Source organism: Segniliparus sp. (genome assembly GCF_051660745.1).
Taxonomy (GTDB): domain Bacteria; phylum Actinomycetota; class Actinomycetes; order Mycobacteriales; family Mycobacteriaceae; genus Segniliparus.
On sequence record NZ_JBOFQF010000032.1, the window covers coordinates 1 to 21,520 of the forward strand.

18 protein-coding genes are annotated in these 21,520 nt (G+C 69.2%); 13 read left to right on the forward strand and 5 right to left on the reverse strand.

Annotated elements, in window-relative coordinates; translation table 11 throughout:
• Positions 1-1,373 (reverse strand): type I glutamate--ammonia ligase (glnA, locus tag ACRC20_RS10825; protein ID WP_438686389.1); only part of this gene is annotated, 1,373 nt, incomplete at its 3' end.
• Positions 1,374-1,617: 244 nt separating this feature from the next.
• On the opposite strand from glnA, the gene ACRC20_RS10830 reads away from it, so the two are divergent.
• The 8 genes from ACRC20_RS10830 (at position 1,618) to pstB (ending at position 10,634) form a co-directional block, all read left to right on the forward strand.
• Positions 1,618-3,795: a glutamine synthetase III family protein gene (locus tag ACRC20_RS10830; protein ID WP_438686390.1), complete on the forward strand. Its 2,178-nt coding sequence runs from the start codon at positions 1,618-1,620 to the stop codon at positions 3,793-3,795.
• Between the two features lie 89 nt (positions 3,796-3,884).
• On the forward strand, positions 3,885-4,772 hold the full coding sequence (locus ACRC20_RS10835; RefSeq protein WP_438686391.1) for an oxygenase MpaB family protein: 888 nt from the start codon (positions 3,885-3,887) through the stop codon (positions 4,770-4,772).
• 59 nt (positions 4,773-4,831) lie between these two features.
• Positions 4,832-6,313 carry a flavin-containing monooxygenase gene (locus ACRC20_RS10840; protein ID WP_438686392.1) on the forward strand — a complete coding sequence of 494 codons (1,482 nt, stop codon included), beginning with the start codon at positions 4,832-4,834 and terminating at the stop codon, positions 6,311-6,313.
• A 49-nt stretch (positions 6,314-6,362) separates the two neighbouring features.
• Entirely contained in the window at positions 6,363-6,764 is a 402-nt protein-coding gene (locus ACRC20_RS10845; protein WP_438686393.1) for an RDD family protein, read from the forward strand.
• Between the two features lie 158 nt (positions 6,765-6,922).
• Positions 6,923-8,047: a phosphate ABC transporter substrate-binding protein PstS gene (pstS, locus tag ACRC20_RS10850; protein ID WP_438686394.1), complete on the forward strand. Its 1,125-nt coding sequence runs from the start codon at positions 6,923-6,925 to the stop codon at positions 8,045-8,047.
• Positions 8,031-8,978 carry a phosphate ABC transporter permease subunit PstC gene (pstC, locus tag ACRC20_RS10855; protein WP_438686395.1) on the forward strand — a complete coding sequence of 316 codons (948 nt, stop codon included), beginning with the start codon at positions 8,031-8,033 and terminating at the stop codon, positions 8,976-8,978. Before pstS ends, pstC begins: the two co-directional genes overlap by 17 nt.
• The gene (pstA, locus tag ACRC20_RS10860) at positions 8,975-9,856 is read left to right on the forward strand and encodes a phosphate ABC transporter permease PstA (protein ID WP_438686396.1); all 882 of its coding nucleotides are present in this window, start codon (positions 8,975-8,977) and stop codon (positions 9,854-9,856) included. Before pstC ends, pstA begins: the two co-directional genes overlap by 4 nt.
• Position 9,857: 1 nt before the next feature.
• Complete coding sequence (gene pstB, locus ACRC20_RS10865) at positions 9,858-10,634, forward strand: phosphate ABC transporter ATP-binding protein PstB (protein WP_438686397.1); 777 nt, start codon at positions 9,858-9,860, stop codon at positions 10,632-10,634.
• Positions 10,635-10,686: 52 nt separating this feature from the next.
• Here the strand turns inward: pstB and ACRC20_RS10870 are convergent, their stop codons facing one another.
• From ACRC20_RS10870 to ACRC20_RS10880, 3 genes are all read right to left on the reverse strand, one after another.
• Positions 10,687-11,532, reverse strand: a complete 846-nt coding sequence (locus ACRC20_RS10870; protein ID WP_438686398.1) for a PhzF family phenazine biosynthesis protein — start codon at positions 11,530-11,532, stop codon at positions 10,687-10,689.
• Between the two features lie 162 nt (positions 11,533-11,694).
• Positions 11,695-12,993 carry a M1 family metallopeptidase gene (locus tag ACRC20_RS10875; RefSeq protein ID WP_438686399.1) on the reverse strand — a complete coding sequence of 433 codons (1,299 nt, stop codon included), beginning with the start codon at positions 12,991-12,993 and terminating at the stop codon, positions 11,695-11,697.
• Positions 12,990-16,952, reverse strand: a complete 3,963-nt coding sequence (locus ACRC20_RS10880) for a Pls/PosA family non-ribosomal peptide synthetase (RefSeq protein ID WP_438686400.1) — start codon at positions 16,950-16,952, stop codon at positions 12,990-12,992. Before ACRC20_RS10880 ends, ACRC20_RS10875 begins: the two co-directional genes overlap by 4 nt.
• A gap of 18 nt (positions 16,953-16,970) precedes the next feature.
• Between ACRC20_RS10880 and ACRC20_RS10885 the strand changes: the two genes are divergently transcribed.
• Positions 16,971-17,924 (forward strand): 4-(cytidine 5'-diphospho)-2-C-methyl-D-erythritol kinase, encoded by a 954-nt coding sequence (locus tag ACRC20_RS10885; RefSeq protein WP_438686401.1) that lies wholly within the window; start codon positions 16,971-16,973, stop codon positions 17,922-17,924.
• 11 nt (positions 17,925-17,935) lie between these two features.
• Here the strand turns inward: ACRC20_RS10885 and ACRC20_RS10890 are convergent, their stop codons facing one another.
• A complete protein-coding gene (locus tag ACRC20_RS10890) occupies positions 17,936-18,532 on the reverse strand; it encodes a peptide deformylase (RefSeq protein ID WP_438686402.1) in 597 nt (198 codons plus the stop codon).
• Between the two features lie 105 nt (positions 18,533-18,637).
• On the opposite strand from ACRC20_RS10890, the gene ACRC20_RS10895 reads away from it, so the two are divergent.
• Genes ACRC20_RS10895 through ACRC20_RS10910 form a run of 4 tightly spaced genes read left to right on the forward strand, consistent with a single transcriptional unit; the run spans position 18,638 to position 21,442 of the window.
• Positions 18,638-18,961 carry a DUF3263 domain-containing protein gene (locus ACRC20_RS10895; RefSeq protein ID WP_438686403.1) on the forward strand — a complete coding sequence of 108 codons (324 nt, stop codon included), beginning with the start codon at positions 18,638-18,640 and terminating at the stop codon, positions 18,959-18,961.
• A 41-nt stretch (positions 18,962-19,002) separates the two neighbouring features.
• On the forward strand, positions 19,003-19,509 hold the full coding sequence (locus tag ACRC20_RS10900; RefSeq protein ID WP_438686404.1) for a LytR C-terminal domain-containing protein: 507 nt from the start codon (positions 19,003-19,005) through the stop codon (positions 19,507-19,509).
• Between the two features lie 51 nt (positions 19,510-19,560).
• Complete coding sequence (gene sodC / locus ACRC20_RS10905) at positions 19,561-20,292, forward strand: superoxide dismutase[Cu-Zn] (protein WP_438686405.1); 732 nt, start codon at positions 19,561-19,563, stop codon at positions 20,290-20,292.
• Positions 20,276-21,442, forward strand: coding sequence for a glutamate--cysteine ligase (locus ACRC20_RS10910; RefSeq protein ID WP_438686406.1), 1,167 nt, complete (start codon positions 20,276-20,278; stop codon positions 21,440-21,442). Before sodC ends, ACRC20_RS10910 begins: the two co-directional genes overlap by 17 nt.
• The last annotated feature ends 78 nt before the right edge of the window (positions 21,443-21,520 follow it).

Consider the following 21,520-nt stretch of genomic DNA (forward strand, 5'->3'; position numbering starts at 1 on the left):
TGCTCGCGCTTGATCTTGATCCAGGTCTCGATGAGGTCGGGGGTGAACACGCCGCCTTCGGTGAGGTAGCTGTGGTCCTGCTCCAGCCGGTCGATGACCACTGCGAGGTTGGTCGGGGCCTGGGGGATGTTCGAGGCCTCTTCGGGAGCGAGCTCGTAGAGGTCCTTGTCGACCGGGGCCTGCGGCTCGATCTTGTTCCGGATGCCGTCGAGGCCCGCCATCAGCATGGCCGCGAACGCGAGGTACGGGTTGCCCGAGGAGTCCGGCGCGCGGAACTCGATGCGCTTGGCCTTCGGGTTCGAGCCGGTGATCGGGATCCGCACCGCGGCGGAGCGGTTGCGCTGGCTGTAGACCAGGTTGATCGGGGCCTCGTAGCCCGGCACCAGGCGGTGGTAGGAGTTGATCGTCGGGTTGGTGAAGGCCAGCAGCGACGGGGCGTGGTGCAGGATGCCGCCGATGTAGTGGCGGGCGAGGTCCGACAGGCCGCCGTAGCCCGCCTCGTCGTAGAAGAGCGGCTTGCCGTCTTTCCACAGGGACTGGTGCACGTGCATGCCGGAGCCGTTGTCGCCGAAGAGCGGCTTGGGCATGAAGGTGACGGTCTTGCCGTTCTGCCACGCGGTGTTCTTGATGATGTACTTGAACAGCAGCAGGTCGTCAGCGGCGTGCTGGAGGGTGTTGAACTTGTAGTTGATCTCGGCCTGGCCCGCGGTGCCGACCTCGTGGTGGCCGCGCTCAAGGGTGAAGCCCGCGTTGATCAGGTTCGTGGACATGTCGTCGCGCAGGTCGACGTAGTGGTCGTAGGGGGCGACGGGGAAGTAGCCGCCCTTCAGGCGCACCTTGTAGCCGAGGTTCGGGCTGCCGTCGGCGTTGGTCTCGACCCCGGTGTTCCAGGATCCGGAGACCGAGTCGATCTCGTAGAACGCGCCGTTGATGGAGGAGTCGTAGCGGATCGAGTCGAAGATGTAGAACTCCGCCTCGGCGCCGAAGTACGCGGTGTCGGCGATGCCGGTGGAGGCGAGGTAGTCCTCGGCCTTCTTCGCGACATTGCGCGGGTCGCGGCTGTAGGCCTCTTTGGTGAACGGGTCGTGCACCGAGAAGTTGATGTTCAGGGTCGTCGCCGCGCGGAACGGGTCGAGCTTCGCGGTGGTGAGGTCCGGGAGCAGGAGCATGTCCGACTCGTGGATGGACTGGAAGCCGCGAACGGAAGACCCGTCGAAGGCGAGGCCGTCCTCCACCACGTCGGGGCCGAAGGCGGAAGCGGGGATGGAGAAGTGCTGCTGCACGCCGGGCAGGTCCGTGAACCTGACGTCGATGTACTCGACTTCCTCGTCGGCGATGAATTTGACGACATCCTCGGCACTGTTGAACGCCACTCGATGCTCCTTCGACGGTCCTATATTGTAGAGATCAGGCCGAGACCGGCCCTCAGTGTCGAGAGCGTACACGTCGGGCCGAAGGGCTCTGAACAGGGGGCGGGGGATTCTCTTATCGCATCGGTAACAACCGTGCAATCCGCGCGCCACACCCTGTTCCTACCCTCTGACGAACCGAATATCGCCACCGGTGAGCCGAATTCCCGCTTTCGCCGGCCTACAACACAAGATGGAGATCCTCTGCGTGACCGCAAACAATGTTCGTGCGCAAGCTATCAGGGCCGTTGAGGCGTACGTTCCTCCGGCGCATTTCTTCGACGCTGGCGAGGAGCCCGGCAAGATCTTCGGGGAGAACGTCTTCAGCAAGTCGGTGATGCAGAAGCGGCTGCCGAAAGCGGTGTACAAGTCGGTCTCCGCCACGATCGAGCGGGGCGCGAAGCTCGACCCGTCCGTGGCCGACGCGGTGGCCTCGGCGATGAAGGACTGGGCGTTGGAGAAGGGCGCGACCCACTACGCGCACGTCTTCTACCCGCTGACGGGCCAGACCGCCGAGAAGCACGACAGCTTCCTCGAGCCGGTCGGCGACGGCTCGACGCTCGCCGAGTTCGCGGGCAAGACCCTGATCCAGGGCGAGCCGGACGCGTCGAGCTTCCCCAACGGCGGCCTGCGCAGCACGTTCGAGGCCAGGGGTTACACCGGCTGGGACGTCACGAGCCCGGCGTACATCTTGGAGAACCCGAACGGCAACACGCTGTGCATCCCGACGGTCTTCGTGTCGATGACCGGCGAGGCGCTCGACCACAAGACCCCGCTCCTGCGCTCGCAGCAGGCGATGGGGGAGCACGCCGAGCGCATCCTGAAGCTCTTCGGCCATGAGAACCCGGGCAAGGTCGTGTCCTTCTGCGGCCCTGAGCAGGAGTACTTCCTGGTGGACCGGCATTTCTTCCTCACCCGCCCCGACCTGATGAACGCGGGCCGCACGTTGTTCGGCTCCAAGCCCCCCAAGGGCCAGGAGTTCGACGACCACTATTTCGGGGCCATCCCGGAGCGGGTGCTCGGCTTCATGATGGAGACCGAGCGCGAGATGTTCAAGCTCGGCATCCCCGCCAAGACCAGGCACAACGAGGTCGCGCCTGGGCAGTTCGAGATCGCGCCGATGTTCGAGCAGGCGAACATGGCCTCCGACCACCAGCAACTGCTGATGACGGTCTTCAAGACCGTCGCCAAGCGGCACGGGATGGAGGTCCTGTTCCACGAGAAGCCGTTCCAGGGCGTCAACGGGTCCGGCAAGCACGTCAACTTCTCGTTCGGCAACGGACAGCTCGGCAGCTTGCTCGTGCCGGGCGACACCCCGCATGAGAACGCGCAGTTCCTGGTGTTCTGCGCCGCGGTGATCCGCGCAGTCCACAAGTACGCGCCCCTCTTGCGGGTGTCGGTGGCCTCGGCGACCAACGACCACCGCCTCGGCGCGAACGAGGCGCCGCCCGCGATCATCTCGATCTTCCTCGGCGACCAGCTGGCGGACGTCTTCGAGCAGATCGCCAAGGGCGCGGCGACCTCGTCGAAGGGCAAGGGCACGATGATCATCGGGGCCGACACCCTGCCCCATCTGCCGACCGATCCGGGCGACCGCAACCGCACCAGCCCGTTCGCGTTCACCGGCAACCGGTTCGAGTTCCGCGCCCCCGGCTCCATGCAGACGGTCGCGGCCCCGATGGTCGTGATCAACACGATCATGGCCGAGTCGCTGGACTACGTCGCGACCAAGCTCGAGGCGGCCGTGGCCGGCGGAGTCGAATTCGACTCCGCCGTGCAGGGCCTGCTCACGGACATCATCGCCGACCACGGCGCTGTGGTGTTCAACGGGAACGGCTACTCCGACGAGTGGCAGACCGAGGCCGCGTCCCGAGGGCTGCCGAACCTGCGGACCACATTGGACGCGTTGCCGGAGCTCGTCTCGGACTCGGCGCTGGAGCTGTTCGAGACGTACAAGGTCTTCAACCACCGCGAGATGCACAGCCGCTACGAGATCGCCCTGGAGCAATACGCCCTGACCATCGGCGTCGAGGCCAGGCTGACCTCGGAGATCGGCACGACGCAGATCCTCCCCGCCGCAGTGCGCTACCAGACCGAGCTCGCGCAGAACGTCGCCGCGCTCAAGGCTGCGGGGGTCGAGGCGGACCTCGGGCCGCTCGAGGAGATCTCCGGGCTGGTCGCCGAACTGCGCTCCGCCCTCGGCGTGCTCAAGGCGGGCCTCGGCCACCACGCGGGCGACAGCGGGTTGGCGGAGGCCACGCACGCGGGCAAGGCGCTCCTGCCCGCGATGGACGGCGTCCGCGCCGCCGCCGACAAGCTGGAGGGCGTGGTCTCCGACGACCTGTGGCCGCTCCCGACCTATCAGGAGATGCTCTTCATCCTGTAGGCGCAGCATCCTCTGATTTCCCGCCGCCCTGCGAGTGGAGGCGCGACGCGACCTGGTGTTAGAAATCTAGTCGTGCTATAACATTACCTATGGCACAGTTAGGCGCGTCACACTCGCGGGGCGGGGCTTGGGAGCGGGAGGCCGCGCGGATCCGGATGGAGACCATCGGATCATTGGGCGCGCTCGCGCTGCTGGCCGGGCCCGCCAACGTCCTCATGCAGCTCAGCCAGCTCCCGGTCGGCTACGGGGTGGCGAAGAGCGTGGTGGAGAGCGGGCGCGCCGACCGGCATCCGATCAAACGCGCCCGGACCACGTTCACCTACCTCGCGGTGGCCTGGTGCGGGACCGAGGCGGAGCGCGAGGCGTACAAGAAGGCGGTGAACCGCTCGCACGCGCGGGTGAACGACACGCATGTGGAGAAGGCGACGGGCGAGGCGAGCCCGGTGAAGTACAACGCCTTCGACCCGGAGCTCCAGCTGTGGGTCGCGGCCTGCCTCTGCAAAGGCAGTTTGGACGTCTTGCGCTTCACGTGCCCTGGCCTCGCTCGCGGCGAGCAGGAGCGAATCGTGCGGTCTGCGCACACGCTGGGGACGACGTTGCAGGTTGCCGAAGAGGAGTGGCCCGCCTCGTTGGAGGAGTTCGAGGCGTACTGGGCGCGAGAGGTGCGCGAGCGCGTCCAGCTGGACGACACGGTCCGAGAGTATCTCGACGACCTTGTGTGGCTCCGTCCGTTCCCGGCCCTGCGGTGGACGCTCGGCTGGGCGAACTTCTTCTTCACGGCGGGGTTCTTGCCCCCGGAGTTCCGCGCGGAGATGCGGTACGCGTGGCGGCCTTGGCAGGACCTGCTGTTCCGGGCCGCGATGGTTTCGCTCGGGTTCGCGCACCGGCTCCTGCCCCGGTCGATGCGCCGTTTCCCATTCAACTTCTACCTGTGGGACTTGCGCCGCCGGATGAGGCTGGGGAAACCGCTCGTCTAACTGCGGGGAAATTCGAGGCCAACCCGGATACCCGGGGTATTCGGGTGTATCCTGTCAATATGACAACGCAGTACGACGCCGTCATTGTCGGAGCGGGCTTCGGCGGGATGGGCGCAGCGATCAAGCTGAAAGAGCTGGGCCTGACGAATCTGGCGATCGTCGAGCGCGAGGACGACCTCGGCGGCACCTGGCACGTCAACCATTACCCCGGCCTCGCCGTCGACATCCCGTCGGCGACCTACTCGTACTCGTTCGAGCCGAACCCGTACTGGTCGCGGCTGTTCGCGCCGGGGGCCGAGCTGAAGCAGTACGCCAGCCACGTCGCCGACAAGTACGACCTGCGCCGCCATATGCGGTTCAACACCTCGGTGAGCGCCGCCCGCTGGGACAACGAGGACCGGCATTGGGTGGTGGCCACCGGCGGCGGCGAAACGCTCACGGGCAAGTACCTGCTCGCCGCGACCGGATTCCTGTCCCAGCCCAAGATGCCCGACATCGAAGGCGTCGAGACGTTCGCGGGCAAAGTCATCCACACCACCAAATGGGACGACGGCTTCCGCGCCGCAGGGCGCGCGATCGGCCTGATCGGCACCGGGGCCACGGCGGTGCAGCTCATCCCCGAGCTGGCCAAGGACGCGCAGGAGCTCACCGTCTACCAGCGCACCCCGATCTGGGTCGTGCCGAAGGGCGACGCCAAGGTGCCCGGCGTGGTCAAGCGGCTGTTCGCCCGCGTCCCGCTCACGCAGAAGGTCGTGCGCGCCGTGGGATCGGCGATCCTCGAGGCCATCATGGTCGGCGGCGTGCTGCACTTCCGCCAGCTCAAGAGCTTCAACCGCATTGCCTCGCTCCTCGCCAAGGGCCACCTGTTCGCGCAGGTGCGCGACCCGGAGCTGCGCCGAAAGCTGACCCCCGACTACGACTTCGGCTGCAAGCGCCCGACCTTCTCGAACACGTACTTCCGCGCCTTCGCCAAGAAAAACGTGTCGCTGGAGACCACGCGGATCGACCACATCGAGGCCGACGGGATCGTGACCGCGGACGGGCGGAAGGCCGTCATCGACACGCTGGTGCTGGCCACAGGCTTTGACCTGTGGGAGGCGAACTTCCCGGCCTTCGAGATCGTCGGCCGCGACGACCGCAGCCTCGGGAAGTTCTGGCGGGACAACCGCTTCCAGGCGTTCGAGGGCATCACGGTGCCCAAGTTCCCGAACTTCCTGAGCCTCAACAGCCCCTACTCGTACAGCGGGCTGTCGTACTTCGACACTATCGAGTCGCAGATGCGGCACATGACGCGGCTGTTCCGCGAGATGGCGAGCAGGGGAGCGGACACCTTCGAGGTGACCGAGGAGGCCAACGCCGAGTTCTTGGACCGGATGACCCGCAAGCTCGACGACTCGGTGTTCTATCTCGGCAGCTGCCAGACCGCTCGCAGCTACTACTTCAACCAGCACGGCGAGGCGGCGCTGCTGCGCCCGACGTCGACGGGCGCGGCCTACAAGGAGCAGGAGTCGTTCCCGCTCGAGGCGTACAGCCTCGCCTGAGCGGCCTCGTCCGAGCTGCGGCGCCCCGGCGAAACGCTAGTCTGAAGGGATGCCCCTCGTCTTCCCCGCGTCCGGAGTCGGATCGCTGGCCACGTTCTCGCAGCGCGCGGCGGCCCTGTTCGTGGACTGGGTGCTCTCGGGCGGCGTGGCGCTGCTCTTCACGGGCTTCACGTCGAGCGCGTACTCGACGGCGGTGCTGGCGGTGTGGGCGGCCATGGGCGCGGTCGCGGTCTCCCTGTTCTCGTTCACCCCTGGGCAGCTCCTCGTCGGCCTGCGGGTGATCCGGGTGCCGGACAGCCGGGGCGAGGGCGGGGACAAGCCGGTGGGCGTGCTGCGCGCGGCGGGGCGGGCGCTGCTGCTGGCCCTGGTCATCCCGGCGTTCCTGGTGGACAAGGACGGCCGGGGATTCCAAGACCGATGGACGCAGACCGCCGTCGTCCGCCTCCGCTGATTCTCGGGGTCCAGATCGCGATCTCCTGCGTTGTCGGCTCTGCGCGGCGATTGTTGTTTCGTCATAAGCAAGGTGAGCCTCAGCTTGTCTGAAGAAGTTCTTCCTCCGTTCACCCCGGGGCCGGGTGCTGTCGGCTTTGCCACAGTTATCTGCTCGGCATGACTGCAACGTCGCACCCCCGCTCTTCCATCCGGACCGTTTCGATCATCGCCGCCCTGCTCGCCTCCGCAGGCCTTGCCGCTTGCGGCAGCGACAACAACGCCAGCAACGCCGGGGGCAACTCGGCCGCCTCGACGGCGAACTGCAAAGGCAAGGACAAGCTGACCGCCGCGGGGTCCACCGCGCAGAAGAACGCGGTCCAGGCGTTCACCGCCTCCTACGCCAAGGTGTGCGCGGGCAAGAACCTCGACTACCAGGCCAGCGGCTCGGGCAGCGGCATCACGAGCTTTGTCAACGGCCAGGTCGACTTCGCGGGCTCGGACTCGGCGCTGAACGCCGAGCAGGCCGCGAGCGCGGCGAAGCGGTGCGGCGGCAACGCCGCATGGCACCTGCCGCTGGTGTTCGGCCCGGTCGCGGTCGCGTACAACCTGCCCGGAACCGACAAGCTGGTCCTCACCGGCGAGGATCTGGCGAAGATCTTCAGCGGCTCGATCTCGACCTGGGGCGACTCGGCCCTGGTCGACGCGAACCCGCAGTTGAAGGGCAACACCGAGAAGATCTCCGTGGTCTACCGCTCCGACGAGTCCGGCACCACGGACAACTTCCAGACCTACCTCGGTGTCGCGGGCAAGGGCGCGTGGGAGAAGGGCGCGGGCAAGGCCTTCAAGGGCGGCGTCGGCGAAGGGGCGAAGGGCTCGGACGGCGTGGCGCAGAACGTGGCCAAGCTGCCCGGCTCCATCGCATACGTGGAGAAGTCCTTCGCCGACTCGAACAAGCTCGCGGTCGCGCAGATCGACAACGGCTCCGGCCCGGTCGCCCTCACCGCAGAGTCTGCGGGCAAGGCGGTGACCGCCGCGAAGACCGCGAGCAACGACCCGCACGACCTGAAGCTGGACCTCGCCTCCATCTACGGCTCCACCGAGGCGGGCGCGTACCCGCTCGTGCTCGCCACCTACGAGCTGGTCTGCTCCAAGGGCTACGACGGCCCCACCGCGGAGGCAGTGAAGTCGTACTTGGACAACGCCGCCTCGAAGGGCCAGGCCGACCTCGTGGCGAAGGGCTACGTCCCGCTGCCCGAGGAGTTCAAGACGAAGCTGGTCGCCTCGATTGACGCTATCTCATAACGCAGAGGACCGGCTCTTCCGCTACGCGGCGACGGGCTCCTCGGCGCTCGTCTCCGCCGTGGTGGCCGCCATCGGGGTGTTCCTCCTCCTGCGCGCGGCCCCCGCGCTCGCGCAGGACCGGGCGAATTTCCTCACCAGCCGCGCATGGGACCTCGCCGATCCGGAGCGGCTCGTGTTCGGCATGGCCGAGCTGGCGCTGGTCACTGTTCTGGTGTCCGCGTTCGCGCTGGCCCTCGCCGCGCCGATCGCGCTCGGGGTGGCGCTCTTCGTCTCGCATTACGCGCCCCGCGCGGTGGCGGCTCCCGTCGCCCGGATGGTCGACCTGCTCGCGGCGGTGCCGTCCATCGTGTACGGGCTGTGGGGCTGGCTGTTCCTCGCGCCGAAGCTCGCCCCGCTCTCCCAATGGTTGGCGGAGCACGCGGGCTGGCTCTTCCTCTTCCACCACGACCTCGGATCGCCGCCGAGCCTGCAGACGGGCCGGAACCTCTTCACGACCGGGATCGTCCTCGCGGTGATGATCCTCCCGGTCATCACCGCGATCTCCCGCGAGGTGTTCGCGCAGACCCCGCACGAGCAGATGGAGGCAGCGCTCGCCCTCGGCGCGACCAAATGGGAGGTCGTTCGTATGACGGTGCTGCCGTTCGGGCGCAACGGCTTTATCGCGGGGACGATGCTCGGCCTCGGGCGGGCGCTCGGCGAGACGATGGCCGTGTACCTCATCCTCGCGACGGTCGCCACGAAGTTCAGCTGGTCGGTGTTCGACGGCGGCTCCACGATCGCGTCGAAGATCGCGCTCGGCGCGGGCGAGCTGGACGTGAACCACGGCGTGATCGCAGGCGCGTACATCGCCATCGGGCTCGTCCTGTTCGTGGTGACGTTCGTGGTGAACAGCGTGGCCCGGTTCGTCGCCAGACGAGGGTCTGCGGCATGAGCGCGGCCGTGAGCGTCCGGCGCAAGGCCGCAGACCTCGTCGCCAGGGCATGGGTGACCGCCTGCGCCGCCGTGGCCGTCGTGCCGCTCGTCTGGGTGCTCTTCGTCGTGGTGCGAGAGGGCGGCCACGCGCTCGTCGCCCAAGGATGGTTCTCGCACTCCATGTACGCGGTGGACAGCGCCGAGGCGGGCGGCGGGGCCTACCACGCTATCGCGGGCACTGCGATCCTCGGCGTGCTCTGCTCGCTCGTCGCCGTCCCGCTCGGCGTGCTCACAGCGGTCTACCTCGTCGAGTACGGCCAGAGGTCCCGGCTCGCCGCAGTGACCACGTTCTTGGTGGACATCCTCGCGGGAGTGCCCTCGATCGTCGCGACGTTGTTCGTCTTCGTGCTGTGGGTGCTGGTCATCGGCCTGCCGACGTCCGCATTCGCGGCCGCCGTCGCGCTGGTGCTGCTCATGACGCCGCTGGTGGTCCGCTCCACCGAGGAGATGCTGCGCGTCGTGCCCGACCATCTGCGCGAGGCTTCGTACGCGCTCGGGATCACGAAAGCGCGCACTATCGTGCGGGTGGTGCTCCCGATCGCGCGCCCCGGGATCGCGACCGGCGTGATGCTCGCGCTCGCGCGGGCGCTCGGGGAGAGCGCGCCGCTCTTGGTCCTCTTGCCGTACAGCTCGGCGATCAACTTCGACCCCCTCCAGGGGAATATGGCCTCGCTCCCGTCGTTCATGCTCGACCAGCAGCTCATCTCCGCCCAGGCGGGCGTGGACCGGATGTGGGGCGCGGCGCTGACGCTCATTGTCATGATCGCCGCGCTGATCGCGCTGGCGGCCCTCGCCGGGGCGCGGCGGCAGAAACCCGCGCGGCAGAAAGGGAAGTGACGTGGCGAAACAAGTGGAACTGCGCGAGCTGGACGTGCACTACGGCTCGTTCCAAGCAGTGGCCGGGGTGGACTTGGTGGTGCCCCCGTGCAGCGTCACGGCGTTCATCGGGCCCTCGGGCTGCGGGAAGTCGACCGTGCTGCGGTCGATCAACCGGATGATCGAAGTCATCCCAGGGGCGCGAGTCGGCGGCAAGATCCTCCTCGACGGCGAAGACGTGTACGGGCCGAAGGCGGACGCTGTCGAAGTGCGCCGCACGGTCGGCATGGTCTTCCAACGTCCGAACCCGTTCCCGACCATGTCGATCCGGCAGAACGTGCTCGCCGGGCTCGCGCTGCAAGGGGTGCGGGACAAGGCGCTCTTGGCGGACGTGCTGGAGCGCTCGCTTCGCCAGGCGAACCTCTGGCACGAGGTCAAAGACCGGCTCGACAAGCCGGGCGCGGGCCTCTCCGGCGGCCAGCAGCAGCGGCTCTGCATCGCTCGGGCGATCGCCGTGTCGCCCGCCGTGGTGCTCATGGACGAGCCCTGCTCCGCGCTGGACCCGATCTCCACCGAGGCGGTCGAGAAGCTGATCGTCGAGCTCAAACAGGAGTTCACCGTTGTGATCGTGACCCACAACATGGCGCAGGCCGCCAGGGTCAGCGACCAGACGGCGTTCTTCAACCTCGAAGCCATCGGCAAACCGGGGCGGCTCGTCGAGGCGGGGCCGACGGCGAAGCTCTTCGCCGAGCCGAGCGAGCAGGCGACACAGGACTACATCGAAGGCCGCTTCGGCTAAACCTCCTGCCCGCCGCCCAGCGCGCGATTCTGCGGCGTGCTCGGCTCCTCGCTCAGAGCGTGATGGAGCCGTGGACGAGGGTGGCGCAGTGGCCGCCGACCCAGACGGCGCCCGTGTCGTCTGCCGAGATCTGGACGACTCCCGCGCGTCCGGTGCGGGCGCCTTGGGAGATCTTGAACGAGGCGGGCGCGATTCCGGTTCGGGTGAGCCACTGGCCGACGCTCGCGCTCATGCTGCCGCAGACCGGGTCTTCGTCCACGCCGACCGCCGGGGCGAACGTGCGCATCTCGTAGGCCTGCGGGGCTCCGTCGGGATACGCGCCGATCACGCCGACCATCGAGCGGGGGATTTTGCCCAGATCGGGCTCGAGGTCGAGGACTTCGTCTGCGGACGAGAGCCGGACAACGGCCCACCCCGGGCCGTTGTCCACCCACTGGTGGTCGACCACGGCCCCGGGGAACAGGCCGAACGCGTCGGAGAGCTGCGCGAGGAAGTCGTCCTCCAACGGCCCGGACCGCAGGGTCGGGGGAGCGGCGAACGAGAGCATGTCCTGCTTCACGCGGATGTCGATCAGCCCCGCTGCGCACTCCTGCACGATCACGCCGGGATTCTTGGGCACGCCGCCGTGCTCCAGCCACGCGTGCGCCGCGCCGAGGGTGGGGTGCCCGGCGAACGGCAGCTCGCCGCCAGGGGTGAAGATCCGAAGCCGGTAATCCGCTTTGTCCTTCGTCGCGGGCAGCACGAACACGGTCTCCGAGAGGTTCGTCCACTGCGCCAGCCGCTGCATCTCCGGCGTCGTCACCCCCTCGCCGCGCAGCACCACTGCCACCGGATTGCCCAGGTACGGCGCCGAAGCGAACACGTCAACCTGAGCGAACTCTCTCACCCGAGTACCCATACCACCAAGCTTTGCGTTATGCGTCGATCAAACAGGACAAGGCCACCGAAGGCCGACGCGGCGGGGCTCGATTTCCGGATCGCATCGATTCGATAACGAAATCATATAGCAATCCTCGGGCGGTCCGAGCTCGCAACGACGGCGCGCGGCCTGTGATGTCCGTTAAGGCAAGACCGGCAGGGCGCGCTCGTACAGCCACTCCTGCCACAGGGAGGCGAGGCCGCGCCGCCCGACCTCGTCGACGAGGTTGATGAAGTCCTGGGTGGACGCGTTGGCGTGCCGGAACCGGGCGGCGAACGCCCGGAGCACCTGGAAGAAAGCCTCGTCGCCAATGCTGGTGCGCAGCGCGTGCAGGGTGAGCGCGCCGCGCTTGTAGACCCGGTCGTCGAACATGTCCTTCGGGCCGGGATCGGCGAGCAGCAAGTCTTGCGGCAGGTCCGAGAGCCGTTTGTGGTGTTTGGCTGCCCAGTGCGCGGCGGGCGGGCCGCCGGAGCGCTCCGACCACAGCCACTCCGCGTAGCAGGCGAAGCCCTCGTGCAGCCAGATGTCCCGCCACTGGCGGCAGGTGACCGAGTTGCCGAACCACTGGTGGGCGAGCTCGTGGGACACGAGGCGCTCGGCGTCCTTGCCTTTGCCGACGAACTGCGCCCCGAACACCGACATCCCCTGCGCCTCGATGGGGATTTCCAGCTCGTCGGCGGTCACGACCGAGGTGTGCTCCGCGAACGGGTACGGGCCGAACAGCTCCGTGAACACCTGCAGCATCTGCGGGTGGCGGCCGAAGGAGGGGTCGAGCTTGCGGGCCAGGTCGGCTGGCGCGGCGATCCGGTCGGGCACCGGCAGCTCCGACATCGTGGCCAATTCGTACCGCCCGACCTGCAACGAGGCGAGATAGGGGGCCATCGGCTCGGCCTGCTCGTAGGTCCAGATGGTCTGCGAGGACTTGGTCTTGCGCTCGACGAGCCTGCCGTTGCAGACGGCGCGGTACCCGTTGGGCACCGCGACGTGGAAGCGGTAGGGGGCCTTGGACGACGGGCGGTCGTCGCAGGGGTACCAGCTGTGCGCGCCGTTCGGCTGGCTCGCCACGAGCGCGCCGTCCGAGAGCTCTTCGAACCCGACCTCGCCCCACAAGCTCCGGACCGGCTTGGGATTTCCCGAGTAGTGGACGACGACCTTCAGGCGTTTGCCCGCAGGGGCGGCTGTTTTCAGCGCCAGCACGAGCTTGCCCCCGCCGTGGCGGTGGCGGGCGGGCCTGCTCCCGTCGACGGAGAGCTTGCCCACCTTCACGTGCTCGGCCAGGTCGAAGACGAGCTCCCCGGTCGGGCCGGTGGTGGTGACGACGATGGTCGCCTCGCCTTCCAGCCGTCCGCTCGACACGTGGTAGGCGAGGTCGAGCTCGTAGCTGTCGATGTCGTACCCGGTGTTGCCCTGCCCCGGACAGTACGGATCTGGCCCGCTCATTTCTTCTTCCCCTTCTTCGTCTCGGTCTCTGCCCGCCAGGGGGATATGGGGTTGCCGAGCCACCGGGTGCTCGGCGGCACCACGTCGCCGCGCAGCACCAGCGAGGCGGGGCCGACGGTCGCGCCCGCGCCGACGACCGAGCCCGGCAGGGCGACGCAATGCGGGCCGAGGCTCGCCCCGGCTTCGAGCGTCACCGTGTCCAGGCGCATGATCCGGTCGTGGAACAGGTGGGTCTGCACGACGCAGCCCCGTCCGACGCTCGCGCCGTCGCCGAGGACGACGAGGTCGGCCTCCGGCAGCCAGTAGCTCTCGCACCACACGCCCCGCCCGATTTTCGCGCCCAACGCCCGCAGCCACAGGTTGAGCGCGCCGGTGCCGATCGCCAGGCGCGCGAACCAGGTCGCGGCCACAGATTCCACGAATGTGTCCGCGACCTCGTTGCGCCACACGAAACTCGACCACAACGGATGTTCCTGCGGCCGGAACCGTCCGATGACGAGCCATTTCGCGAGCACGCTCGCCAGCGCGGCAAGGACGCCCGCCGCGAGGAGCACGAGGCCGACTCCGAGCTGCGCCCCTGCGGGGCCGAACCGGAGCACGAGCGCCTGGAGGGCGAGGAGGACCAGCGCGCCGAGCCAGAACGACGTGATCACCGCCGTGATCCGGCAGCACTCCACGGCGGCCCTGGCGAGCTTGAGCCGCAGCGGCGGGGCGAAGGTGCGCGCCGCGTCGCCCTCGTCGGCTTTGCGCCGAAGGCGGATCGGCGGGCTGCCGAGCCAGGAGGAGCCGCTCTTGGCTTTGTACGGCGTCGCTGAGAGCACCGCGACCAGCGCGCCGTTGGGGATCTTGCGCCCCGGCTGGGTGATGCCGGAGTTGCCGAGGAAGGCGCGCTCGCCGACTTTGGTCTCGGCGATGTGGATCCAGCCGCCGCCCAGCTCGTAGGAGCCGACCATGGTGTCGTCCGCGAGGAACGCGCCGTCGCCGACGGTGGTGAACTTCGGGGCGAGCAGGGCGGTGGAGATCTCGGTGTTCCGCCCGATCTTCGCGCCGAGCAGGCGCATCCACACCGGCGTCGCGAGGCTCGCGTACAGCGGGAACAGGTGCAGCCGCGCCGCGTCCATGAGCCGCTCCACCGCCCAGGTCTGCCAGCCTGCGCGGCTGCGCACCGGGTGGTACCCGGCCGCGACCCCGAGCGAGCCGAGCCGCACGCCGACGACAGTGGCCAACGCGTACGTGAAGGTGGCGGCGAGCGCGGCCAGTGGCGTCGCCGCCAAGACGGGCCAGACGGCTTCGCGCAGCGTCGCGGCGCGATGGGCCGCCGCGTAGAGGACCGCGAGGCCGACCGCCCACGAGCACAGCGGCAGCCCGCCGATCAGCGCGGCGCTCAGCGCGTACATGGCCGCCCAGCGCCGGGCCTGCTTCGGCCTGCGCTGCGGCCAGGGATGGTGCGCCTTGCCCGCTTTGACGGCGGGGGAGCCCTTCCAGTACCTGCCGCCTTTGACCTTGCCGACCACGCAGGAGGCGGGGGCCACGTCCGCGTCCTTGCCGACCTGCGCGCCGGGCAGGAGCGTGGTGCGCGCGCCGATCGCGGCGTCCTGGCCGACAACGATCTCGCCGACGTGGAAGACGTCCCCGTCGAGCCAATGGCCCCGCAGGTCCACCTCCGGCTCGACGCAGCTGCGGTCGCCGACCTTGAGCATGCCGGTCACCGGCGGGATCGCGTGCAGGTCAACGCCTTCCCCGATCTTCGCGCCGAGCATCCGCGCGTAGAGCGCCATCCACGGGGCGCCCGAGAGGTTCTCCGCGCCGAGGGCGGCAGCGAGGTGCTCGGCAGTCCAGACCCGCAGGTGGGCGGGCCCGCCGCGCGGATAGGACCCCGGTTTGAGCCCGAAGGTGAGGATCCGGGCCGCGAGCGCCGCGAGGACGACCCGCCCGAGCGGGGTGGCGAACAGCAGGAGGTTCCCAAGGACGGCCCACCAGCTCGTCTCGCGCGCCCAGGGCAGCGCGTGGAGGCTCGCGAGGACGTTGTTGAGCAGCATCAGCCACGCGACCCATTGCAACCCGCCGACGGTCGCGATCACAAGCATGAGCACGCTTTGGGCCGCGCGGGCGGCCGGAGGCGTCGGGCGGACGACGCGGGGCTCTGCTGCCTCGGCGGGGGCCTGCTCGTCGAGGAACTCCGCGAGCGAGCCGAGCCTCGGGTGGTCGTAGAGCTCCGCGACGGTGGCGGTCGGATACCGCGTCCGTAGCGCGGAGACCAGCTGGGCCGCCGCGAGCGAGCCGCCGCCGAGGGAGAAGAAGTCCGCGTCCGCGCCGTCCACCTGCGCGCCGAGCACCTCGGTCCACAGGTCGGCGAGCCAGCCCGCAGTGCCTTCGAGCCCGTGCTCCGACTCGCCCGCGACCGGCCACGGCAGGGCGGCCCGGTCGACTTTCCCGGACGTGCGCACCGGCAGCTCTGGCAACAGGACCAGCCGGGGCACCAGCGCGGCGGGCAAGTGCTCGGCGAGCTCGGCCCGCGCGGCTTCGAGGTTGTAGTCGGGATCGGCGCTGGAGAGGTAGCCGACCAGCAGCGAGGTCCCCGAGGCGGTCTTCTTCACAGCGGCTGCTGCCGCCGTGACCCCTTGGAGCGAGGCGAGGGCCGCGTCCACCTCGCCGAGCTCGATCCGCCGCCCGCCGATCTTGACCTGGTCGTCGGCCCGGCCGAGGAAGACGAGTCCTTCGGGCTCGAGCCGGACGAGGTCCCCGCTGCGGTACGCGCGGTCCCAGCCCAGCGCCGGGGCGGGCGCGTATTTCTCCGCGTCTTTCACCGGGTCGAGGTAGCGGGCGAGGCCGACACCGCCGATGACGAGCTCGCCGGACTGCCCGTAGTCGACCTGGGCTCCGGACGCGTCGACGACCGCGAGGTCCCAGCCGGGCAGCGGCAGGCCGATCCGCACCACGTCGTCGCCGGTGAGCGGGGCCGCGCAGGCGACGACCGTCGCCTCGGTCGGCCCGTAGGTGTTCCAGAGCTCGCGGTCCTCGCCCGCGAGCCGCGCGGCGAGGTCGGGCGGACAGGCCTCGCCTCCGAAAATCAAGAGGCGCACCGCTTCGAGCGCCTCCGGGGGCCACAACGAGGCGAGCGTCGGAACGGTCGAGACCACGCTGATATCCCTGGCGACCAGCCACGGCCCAAGGTCCATGCCGCTGCGCACGAGCGCTCGGGGGGCGGGCACGAGGCAGGCGCCGTGCCGCCACGCGAGCCACATTTCCTCGCAGGACGCGTCGAAGGCGACGGAGAGGCCTGCGAGGACCCGGTCGTCCGGGCCGATCGGCTCGTCCTGCAGGAAGATCCGCGCTTCGGCGTCGACGAACGCCGCCGCGTTGCGGTGGGTCACCGCCACGCCCTTGGGCTTGCCGGTGGAACCGGACGTGAAGATGATCCAGGCGTCATCTCCGGGTCGAGGCGGCGCCGCGCGGCGTTGTTCCTCGCCTCGCGTACTGGGCTCGTTCCTCGCTTCCTCCTGTACGCCACGGCTCGGTACGCCTTGCGCTGCATCCACCTCGGGTTCCCGGAGATCTGGGGTCGTCTGAGCGATTGGCAGCCAGCCGTCGAGGGTGATGGCGGCGTCCACCTCTGCCTCGGTGAAGACGAGGTCCGCGCGCTCCTGGGGGTCGTCGGCGTCCACCGGGACGTACGCGCACCCTGCGGCGATGACGGAGAGGATGGCCACGTACAGGTCGCAGTTGCCGGACGGCAGGCGCACGCCGACCCTGCCGCCCCGGCCCACGCCGATCTCGGCGAGCCGGGCAGCGCCCTCCTGCGCGGCCTCCACGAGCTCGGCATAGGTGAGCTGGAGTTCGCCGTCGTCAATGGCAGGGGTGTCGGGGTAGCGCTCGGCGGTGGCGGCGAGCACGTCCCAGAGCGTCCGCTCAGCCGGCGCGTGTGCGGACAAGAGATATTGCGCGGGTGTTTCGGCCATCAGGAAGAACCCTATCGAATGCGACTCACTACTGTGGGACTCGTGTCTGTGATTTCGGCCCGGTCCGTGGTGGTGCGCGCGCCTGGCAAATTGAACCTCTACCTCAAAGTGGGGGATTTGCGCGAGGACGGGTACCACGATCTCAACACCGTCTTCCACGCGGTGTCCCTCGCCGACGAGGTGACGCTCACCGAGCACCACGAGCTCCACGTGCGCTTGCGCGGCGGCAGCAGCCAGGTCGGCGGGGGGGCGAACGCGGTGCCGACGGACCGGCGCAACCTGGCGTGGCAGGCGGCGGAGCTCCTCGCGGAGCACGTCGGACGGGAGCCGAACGTGGACATCGAGATCCTCAAATCGATCCCGGTCGCGGGCGGCATGGCGGGCGGGAGCACGAACGCCGCCGCCGTGCTCGTCGGGCTCGCCGCGCTGTGGGGCGAGGACGTCGAGCGCGACGAGATCCTCGAGCTGGCCGCTGAGTTGGGCAGCGACGTGCCGTTCTGTATTTACGGCGGCACGGCGGTCGGCGCGGGGCGGGGGGAGCTGCTCACCTCCGCGCTGGCCCGCACCACGCTGCACTGGGTGCTCGCGTTCTCCGGCCAGGGGCTTTCCACGCCCGCGGTGTACCGCGAGCTCGACCGGCTCCGCGCGGCGGGCACGCAGCCGAGGGCGACGGACTGCGACGAGCTGTTGCGCGCGCTGGCCTCGGGAGACGTGTCCCAGGTCGCGGGGCTCTTGCACAACGATTTGCAGCCTGCCGCGCTGTCGCTTCGCCCGGACCTGCGCCGGACGCTGCTCGCCGGACGGGAGGCGGGCGCGCTCGCGGGGATCATCGCCGGATCCGGCCCGACCTGCATGTTCCTCGCGGAGGACGCGCATCACGCGGTGGACGTCGCGGCGCAGCTCTCGGGCGCGGGCGTGTGCCAGTCGGTGCGCGTCGCGCACGGCCCCGCGCGCGGGGCGCGCCTGGTCTGAGGCGTACGCCCTCAGTGCCCGAACGGGTCGGGGTCGACTCCCGGCGTCCACGACAGGCCGGGCACGCCCCAGCCCTCCTGCTTGATTGTTTTCCTCGCCTTCCTGGCCCACCGCCCGACGAGCATGTCGATGTAGAGCTTCCCGTCGAGGTGCCCGACCTCGTGTTGGAGCATCCGGGCGAAGAGGCCCTCGCCCTCGATCTCCACGGGCTTCCCCGCCCGGTCGACCCCGGTCACCTTCGCCCAGCCCGCCCGCCCGGTCGGGTAGCGGAGGCCTGGCGCGGAGAGGCAGCCCTCGTCGTCCTCGTCCTCGTCCGGCATCCCCTCGGGGAGCGCGCTCGTCTCCAACACCGGGTTGACGACCTCCCCTTTGCGGCTCACCCGCTTCCCCGAGGTGTCGTCCGGGCAGTCGTAGACGAACAACCGCAGTCCCACGCCGACCTGTGTGGCGGCGAGGCCAACCCCGTGCGAGGCCTTGAGCGTGTCGTACATGTCCTCGATGAGGGCGACGACCTCGGGCGGCGCGGCTCCTTCCTCGGTCAGCCGCACGAGCTCGGTCGGGCGGTGCAACACGGGGTCTCCTGCGATCCGGATCGGAAGTATGGTCATAGCCGCAGCCTACCGTGTTCGCAGGGCTTGATCGGCGCTCGTGCCTCGCGTCTTCTCCGCCCTGCCTCCGCCAAATTGTCACCGCTTCGTGATTCACTGTCTGCGATGTCCAGTTCCGAGCGCGCCCTGCCTGATCTCCTCGTGTCCGCCGAAGAGCTCGTCAGCGATGAGGGGCTGTCCCGCCGCGAGCGGGAGGTCCTCGCGTTCGAGCGGCAATGGTGGAAGCACGCCGGGTCGAAGGAAGCCGCCGTTCGGGAGCTGTTCGGGATGTCGGCGACCCGCTACTACCAGCTCCTCAACGCGCTTATCGACCGTCCGGAGGCGTTGCGCGCGGACCCGTTGCTCGTGAAGCGGCTGCGCAGGCTTCGGGCCGCGCGGGCGAAGGCGCGGGTCGCGCGGCGGCTCGGCGTCTACGACCTCGACCGCTGAGCGCGCGAGCCTTTCGGCATGGACGCGGTAGACTGTCGGCGATGTTAGACCGATTGGCGAAATGGGGCCTCCCTCTGCGGGCGGTCGCGATGGTCTTGTTCTCCGTCGCTGTGGTGTTCCTTTTGTTCGGCGTGCGCGCCGTCGCGAACAACGGGCCCTCGGTGGACCCGTTGCAGGCGGCCGCCGACAAGGCGGCGCAGGCCGCCGTGGCGGCCTCTGCGGCGCAGCAGCCGCAGAGCGCGCCCTCGGCCGAGCCGCCCCCCGGGAAAGTCTGCGTGTACAACTACAGCCCCGGGCATAAGAACTGGGCGAGCAGCGTGGCGACGGCGTTGAAGGGCAAAGGGCTGGACGCGGAGGTCGCCGACGGGTACGCCTTGGGCAAAGTCGACGGATCGGTCGTCTACTACAAGGACGCGTACCAGAACCAGGCGAAAAAAGTGGCCGAGGCCTCGGGCCTGGGCCCCGAGCCGAAAGCCGCGCCCCTGCCGAGCAGCGTGGACCTTGGCACCGAGTGCAAAGGCGAACTCGCGCTCATCCTTTCGGAGTGAACCAGTAGGCTGATATCGGCGGCTACCGCCGAAATATCGAGGAGGCAGACAATGGCGCACGTCTACAGCAAGAACATCACCCGAACCGTCGGCGCGCTCGCCGCGTTGGCTGCGTTGGCCGGGTGCACGAACAGCGAGCAGGACTCCACGACAGGCGGGCAGGGGAACCTGCCGAAGGCCGCGCCCTCCCATGCCGGGCACGCCGGCGCCCCGTCCGCGTCCGCCGCGCCCAGCTCCTCCGCAGGCGCGGAAGGCAAGGGCGAAGCCGACCACAAAGTCGTCGAGCTGAAGAACGCGCAGGGCGCCGACTCCGGGACGGTCGAGCTCACCCAGACCGGCGACAAGGTCGTCGTCAAGATCGAGGCGAAGGGCCTCACCCCCGGCTTCCACGGCGTGCACATCCACGCGGTCGGCAAGTGCGAGGCGAGCTCCACGGCCCCCAACGGCCAGGGCGCTCCGGGCGCGTTCCTCTCCGCGGGCGCGCACTACCAGGTCCCGGGGCACACCGGCATGCCGATGAGCGGCGATCTGACCAACCTGCTCGTCCTCAAGGACGGCTCCGGGAGCCTGACGTTCGAGACGGACGCCTTCCAGCTCTCCCAGCTCGCGGCGGGCTCGGGGGCCTCGATCATCGTCCACGAGAAGGCCAGCAACTTCGCGAACATCCCCGCCGACCGCTACAAGTCGGCTAAAGAAGGCGGCCAGGTCCCCGACGAGGCGACGATGAACACTGGGGACGCAGGCGGCAGGACCGCTTGCGGAGTCATTGATCCAGCCGCCTGACCGGGCGCGGGAGCGCCTCTCCGTTCCCTTCGCGTCGAGCGCCGCGAACACGCTTGGCGTCGAGTGGGAATTCGCATTGGTGGACCAAGACACCAAAGACTTGGTGAACTGCGCGAGCGCGGTGATCGACGAGGTGACCGTCATCAGCGACGGCGTGAACCCGAAGGTGCACCGCGAGTTCCTCCGCAACACCGTCGAAGTGGTCACCGGCGTCTGCCGGACTGTGGCCGAGGCGATGGACGACATCCGGCAGACCGTCTCCGTCGTGCACAAGGCCGCGCAGTCCCAGCACGCCGAGCTCTTCGCGGCGGGCACCCACCCGTTCGCCCAGTGGTCCACCCAGCAGTGGACGGACGCGCCCCGCTACCACGAGCTCATGAACCGCACCCAGTGGTGGGGGCGGCAGATGCTCATCTGGGGCGTGCACGTGCACGTCGGAGTCGACCGGCGCGAAAAGGTGCTGCCGATCCTGAGCTCGCTCTTGAACCACTACCCGCATCTGCTCGCCCTCTCCGGCTCCTCGCCGCTGTGGTCCGGCGTGGACACCGGGTACGCGAGCAACCGGGCGATGATGTTCCAGCAGCTCCCCACGGCGGGGCTGCCGTTCCAGTTCGGCGAGTGGCGGGAATTCGAGGAGTTCGTCTTCGACCAGACGAAAACCGGCATCATCGAGCAGGTCAACGAGATCCGCTGGGACATCCGGCCGTCTCCTTCGCACGGCACCATCGAGGTGCGCATCTGCGACGGCGTGAGCACGTTGCGCGAGCTGTCCGCCATCACCGCGCTCATCTGCTGCCTGGTCGCGGACCTCAACGAGCGTCTCGACCGGGGCGAGGAGCTGCCCTCGATGCCGCCGTGGCATGTGCAGGAGAACAAATGGCGCGCGGCCCGGTACGGCCTGGACGCCATCGTGATCGTGGACGAGCACAGCAACGAGCGGCTCGTCACCGAGGATCTGTCGGATCTGCTGGAGCGCCTCGCGCCGCAGGCGCGCAAGCTCGGCTGCGCCGACGAGCTCGCCTCGGTGGAGCAGATTCCCGTGCTCGGCGCGTCGTACCAACGCCAGCGCCTGGTGGCGGAGCAGTCTGGCGGAGACCTGCGCGCGGTGGTCGGGGCAGTGGTCGAAGAGCTCCGCTCCGGCGTCGCGTGAGCGACACGACGACAGGCCCGGAGCGGGGCGCCGGGCAGGCGCCATTAAGATAGTCCCGCGCGTGGACACGATCGCGCC

Bases quoted from the DNA above. Each gene is read 5' to 3' on its own strand.
- ACRC20_RS10840 (WP_438686392.1), top strand. From the start codon at position 4,832: ATGACAACGCAGTACGACGCCGTCATTGTCGGAGCGGGCTTCGGCGGG.
- pstS (WP_438686394.1), top strand. From the start codon at position 6,923: ATGACTGCAACGTCGCACCCCCGCTCTTCCATCCGGACCGTTTCGATC.
- sodC (WP_438686405.1), top strand. From the start codon at position 19,561: ATGGCGCACGTCTACAGCAAGAACATCACCCGAACCGTCGGCGCGCTC.
- ACRC20_RS10900 (WP_438686404.1), top strand. From the start codon at position 19,003: ATGTTAGACCGATTGGCGAAATGGGGCCTCCCTCTGCGGGCGGTCGCG.
- ACRC20_RS10835 (WP_438686391.1), top strand. From the start codon at position 3,885: ATGGCACAGTTAGGCGCGTCACACTCGCGGGGCGGGGCTTGGGAGCGG.
- ACRC20_RS10890 (WP_438686402.1), bottom strand. From the start codon at position 18,532: ATGACCATACTTCCGATCCGGATCGCAGGAGACCCCGTGTTGCACCGC.
- ACRC20_RS10885 (WP_438686401.1), top strand. From the start codon at position 16,971: ATGCGACTCACTACTGTGGGACTCGTGTCTGTGATTTCGGCCCGGTCC.
- ACRC20_RS10880 (WP_438686400.1), bottom strand. From the start codon at position 16,952: ATGGCCGAAACACCCGCGCAATATCTCTTGTCCGCACACGCGCCGGCT.
- ACRC20_RS10895 (WP_438686403.1), top strand. From the start codon at position 18,638: ATGTCCAGTTCCGAGCGCGCCCTGCCTGATCTCCTCGTGTCCGCCGAA.
- ACRC20_RS10870 (WP_438686398.1), bottom strand. From the start codon at position 11,532: ATGGGTACTCGGGTGAGAGAGTTCGCTCAGGTTGACGTGTTCGCTTCG.
- ACRC20_RS10845 (WP_438686393.1), top strand. From the start codon at position 6,363: ATGCCCCTCGTCTTCCCCGCGTCCGGAGTCGGATCGCTGGCCACGTTC.
- pstA (WP_438686396.1), top strand. From the start codon at position 8,975: ATGAGCGCGGCCGTGAGCGTCCGGCGCAAGGCCGCAGACCTCGTCGCC.
- ACRC20_RS10875 (WP_438686399.1), bottom strand. From the start codon at position 12,993: ATGAGCGGGCCAGATCCGTACTGTCCGGGGCAGGGCAACACCGGGTAC.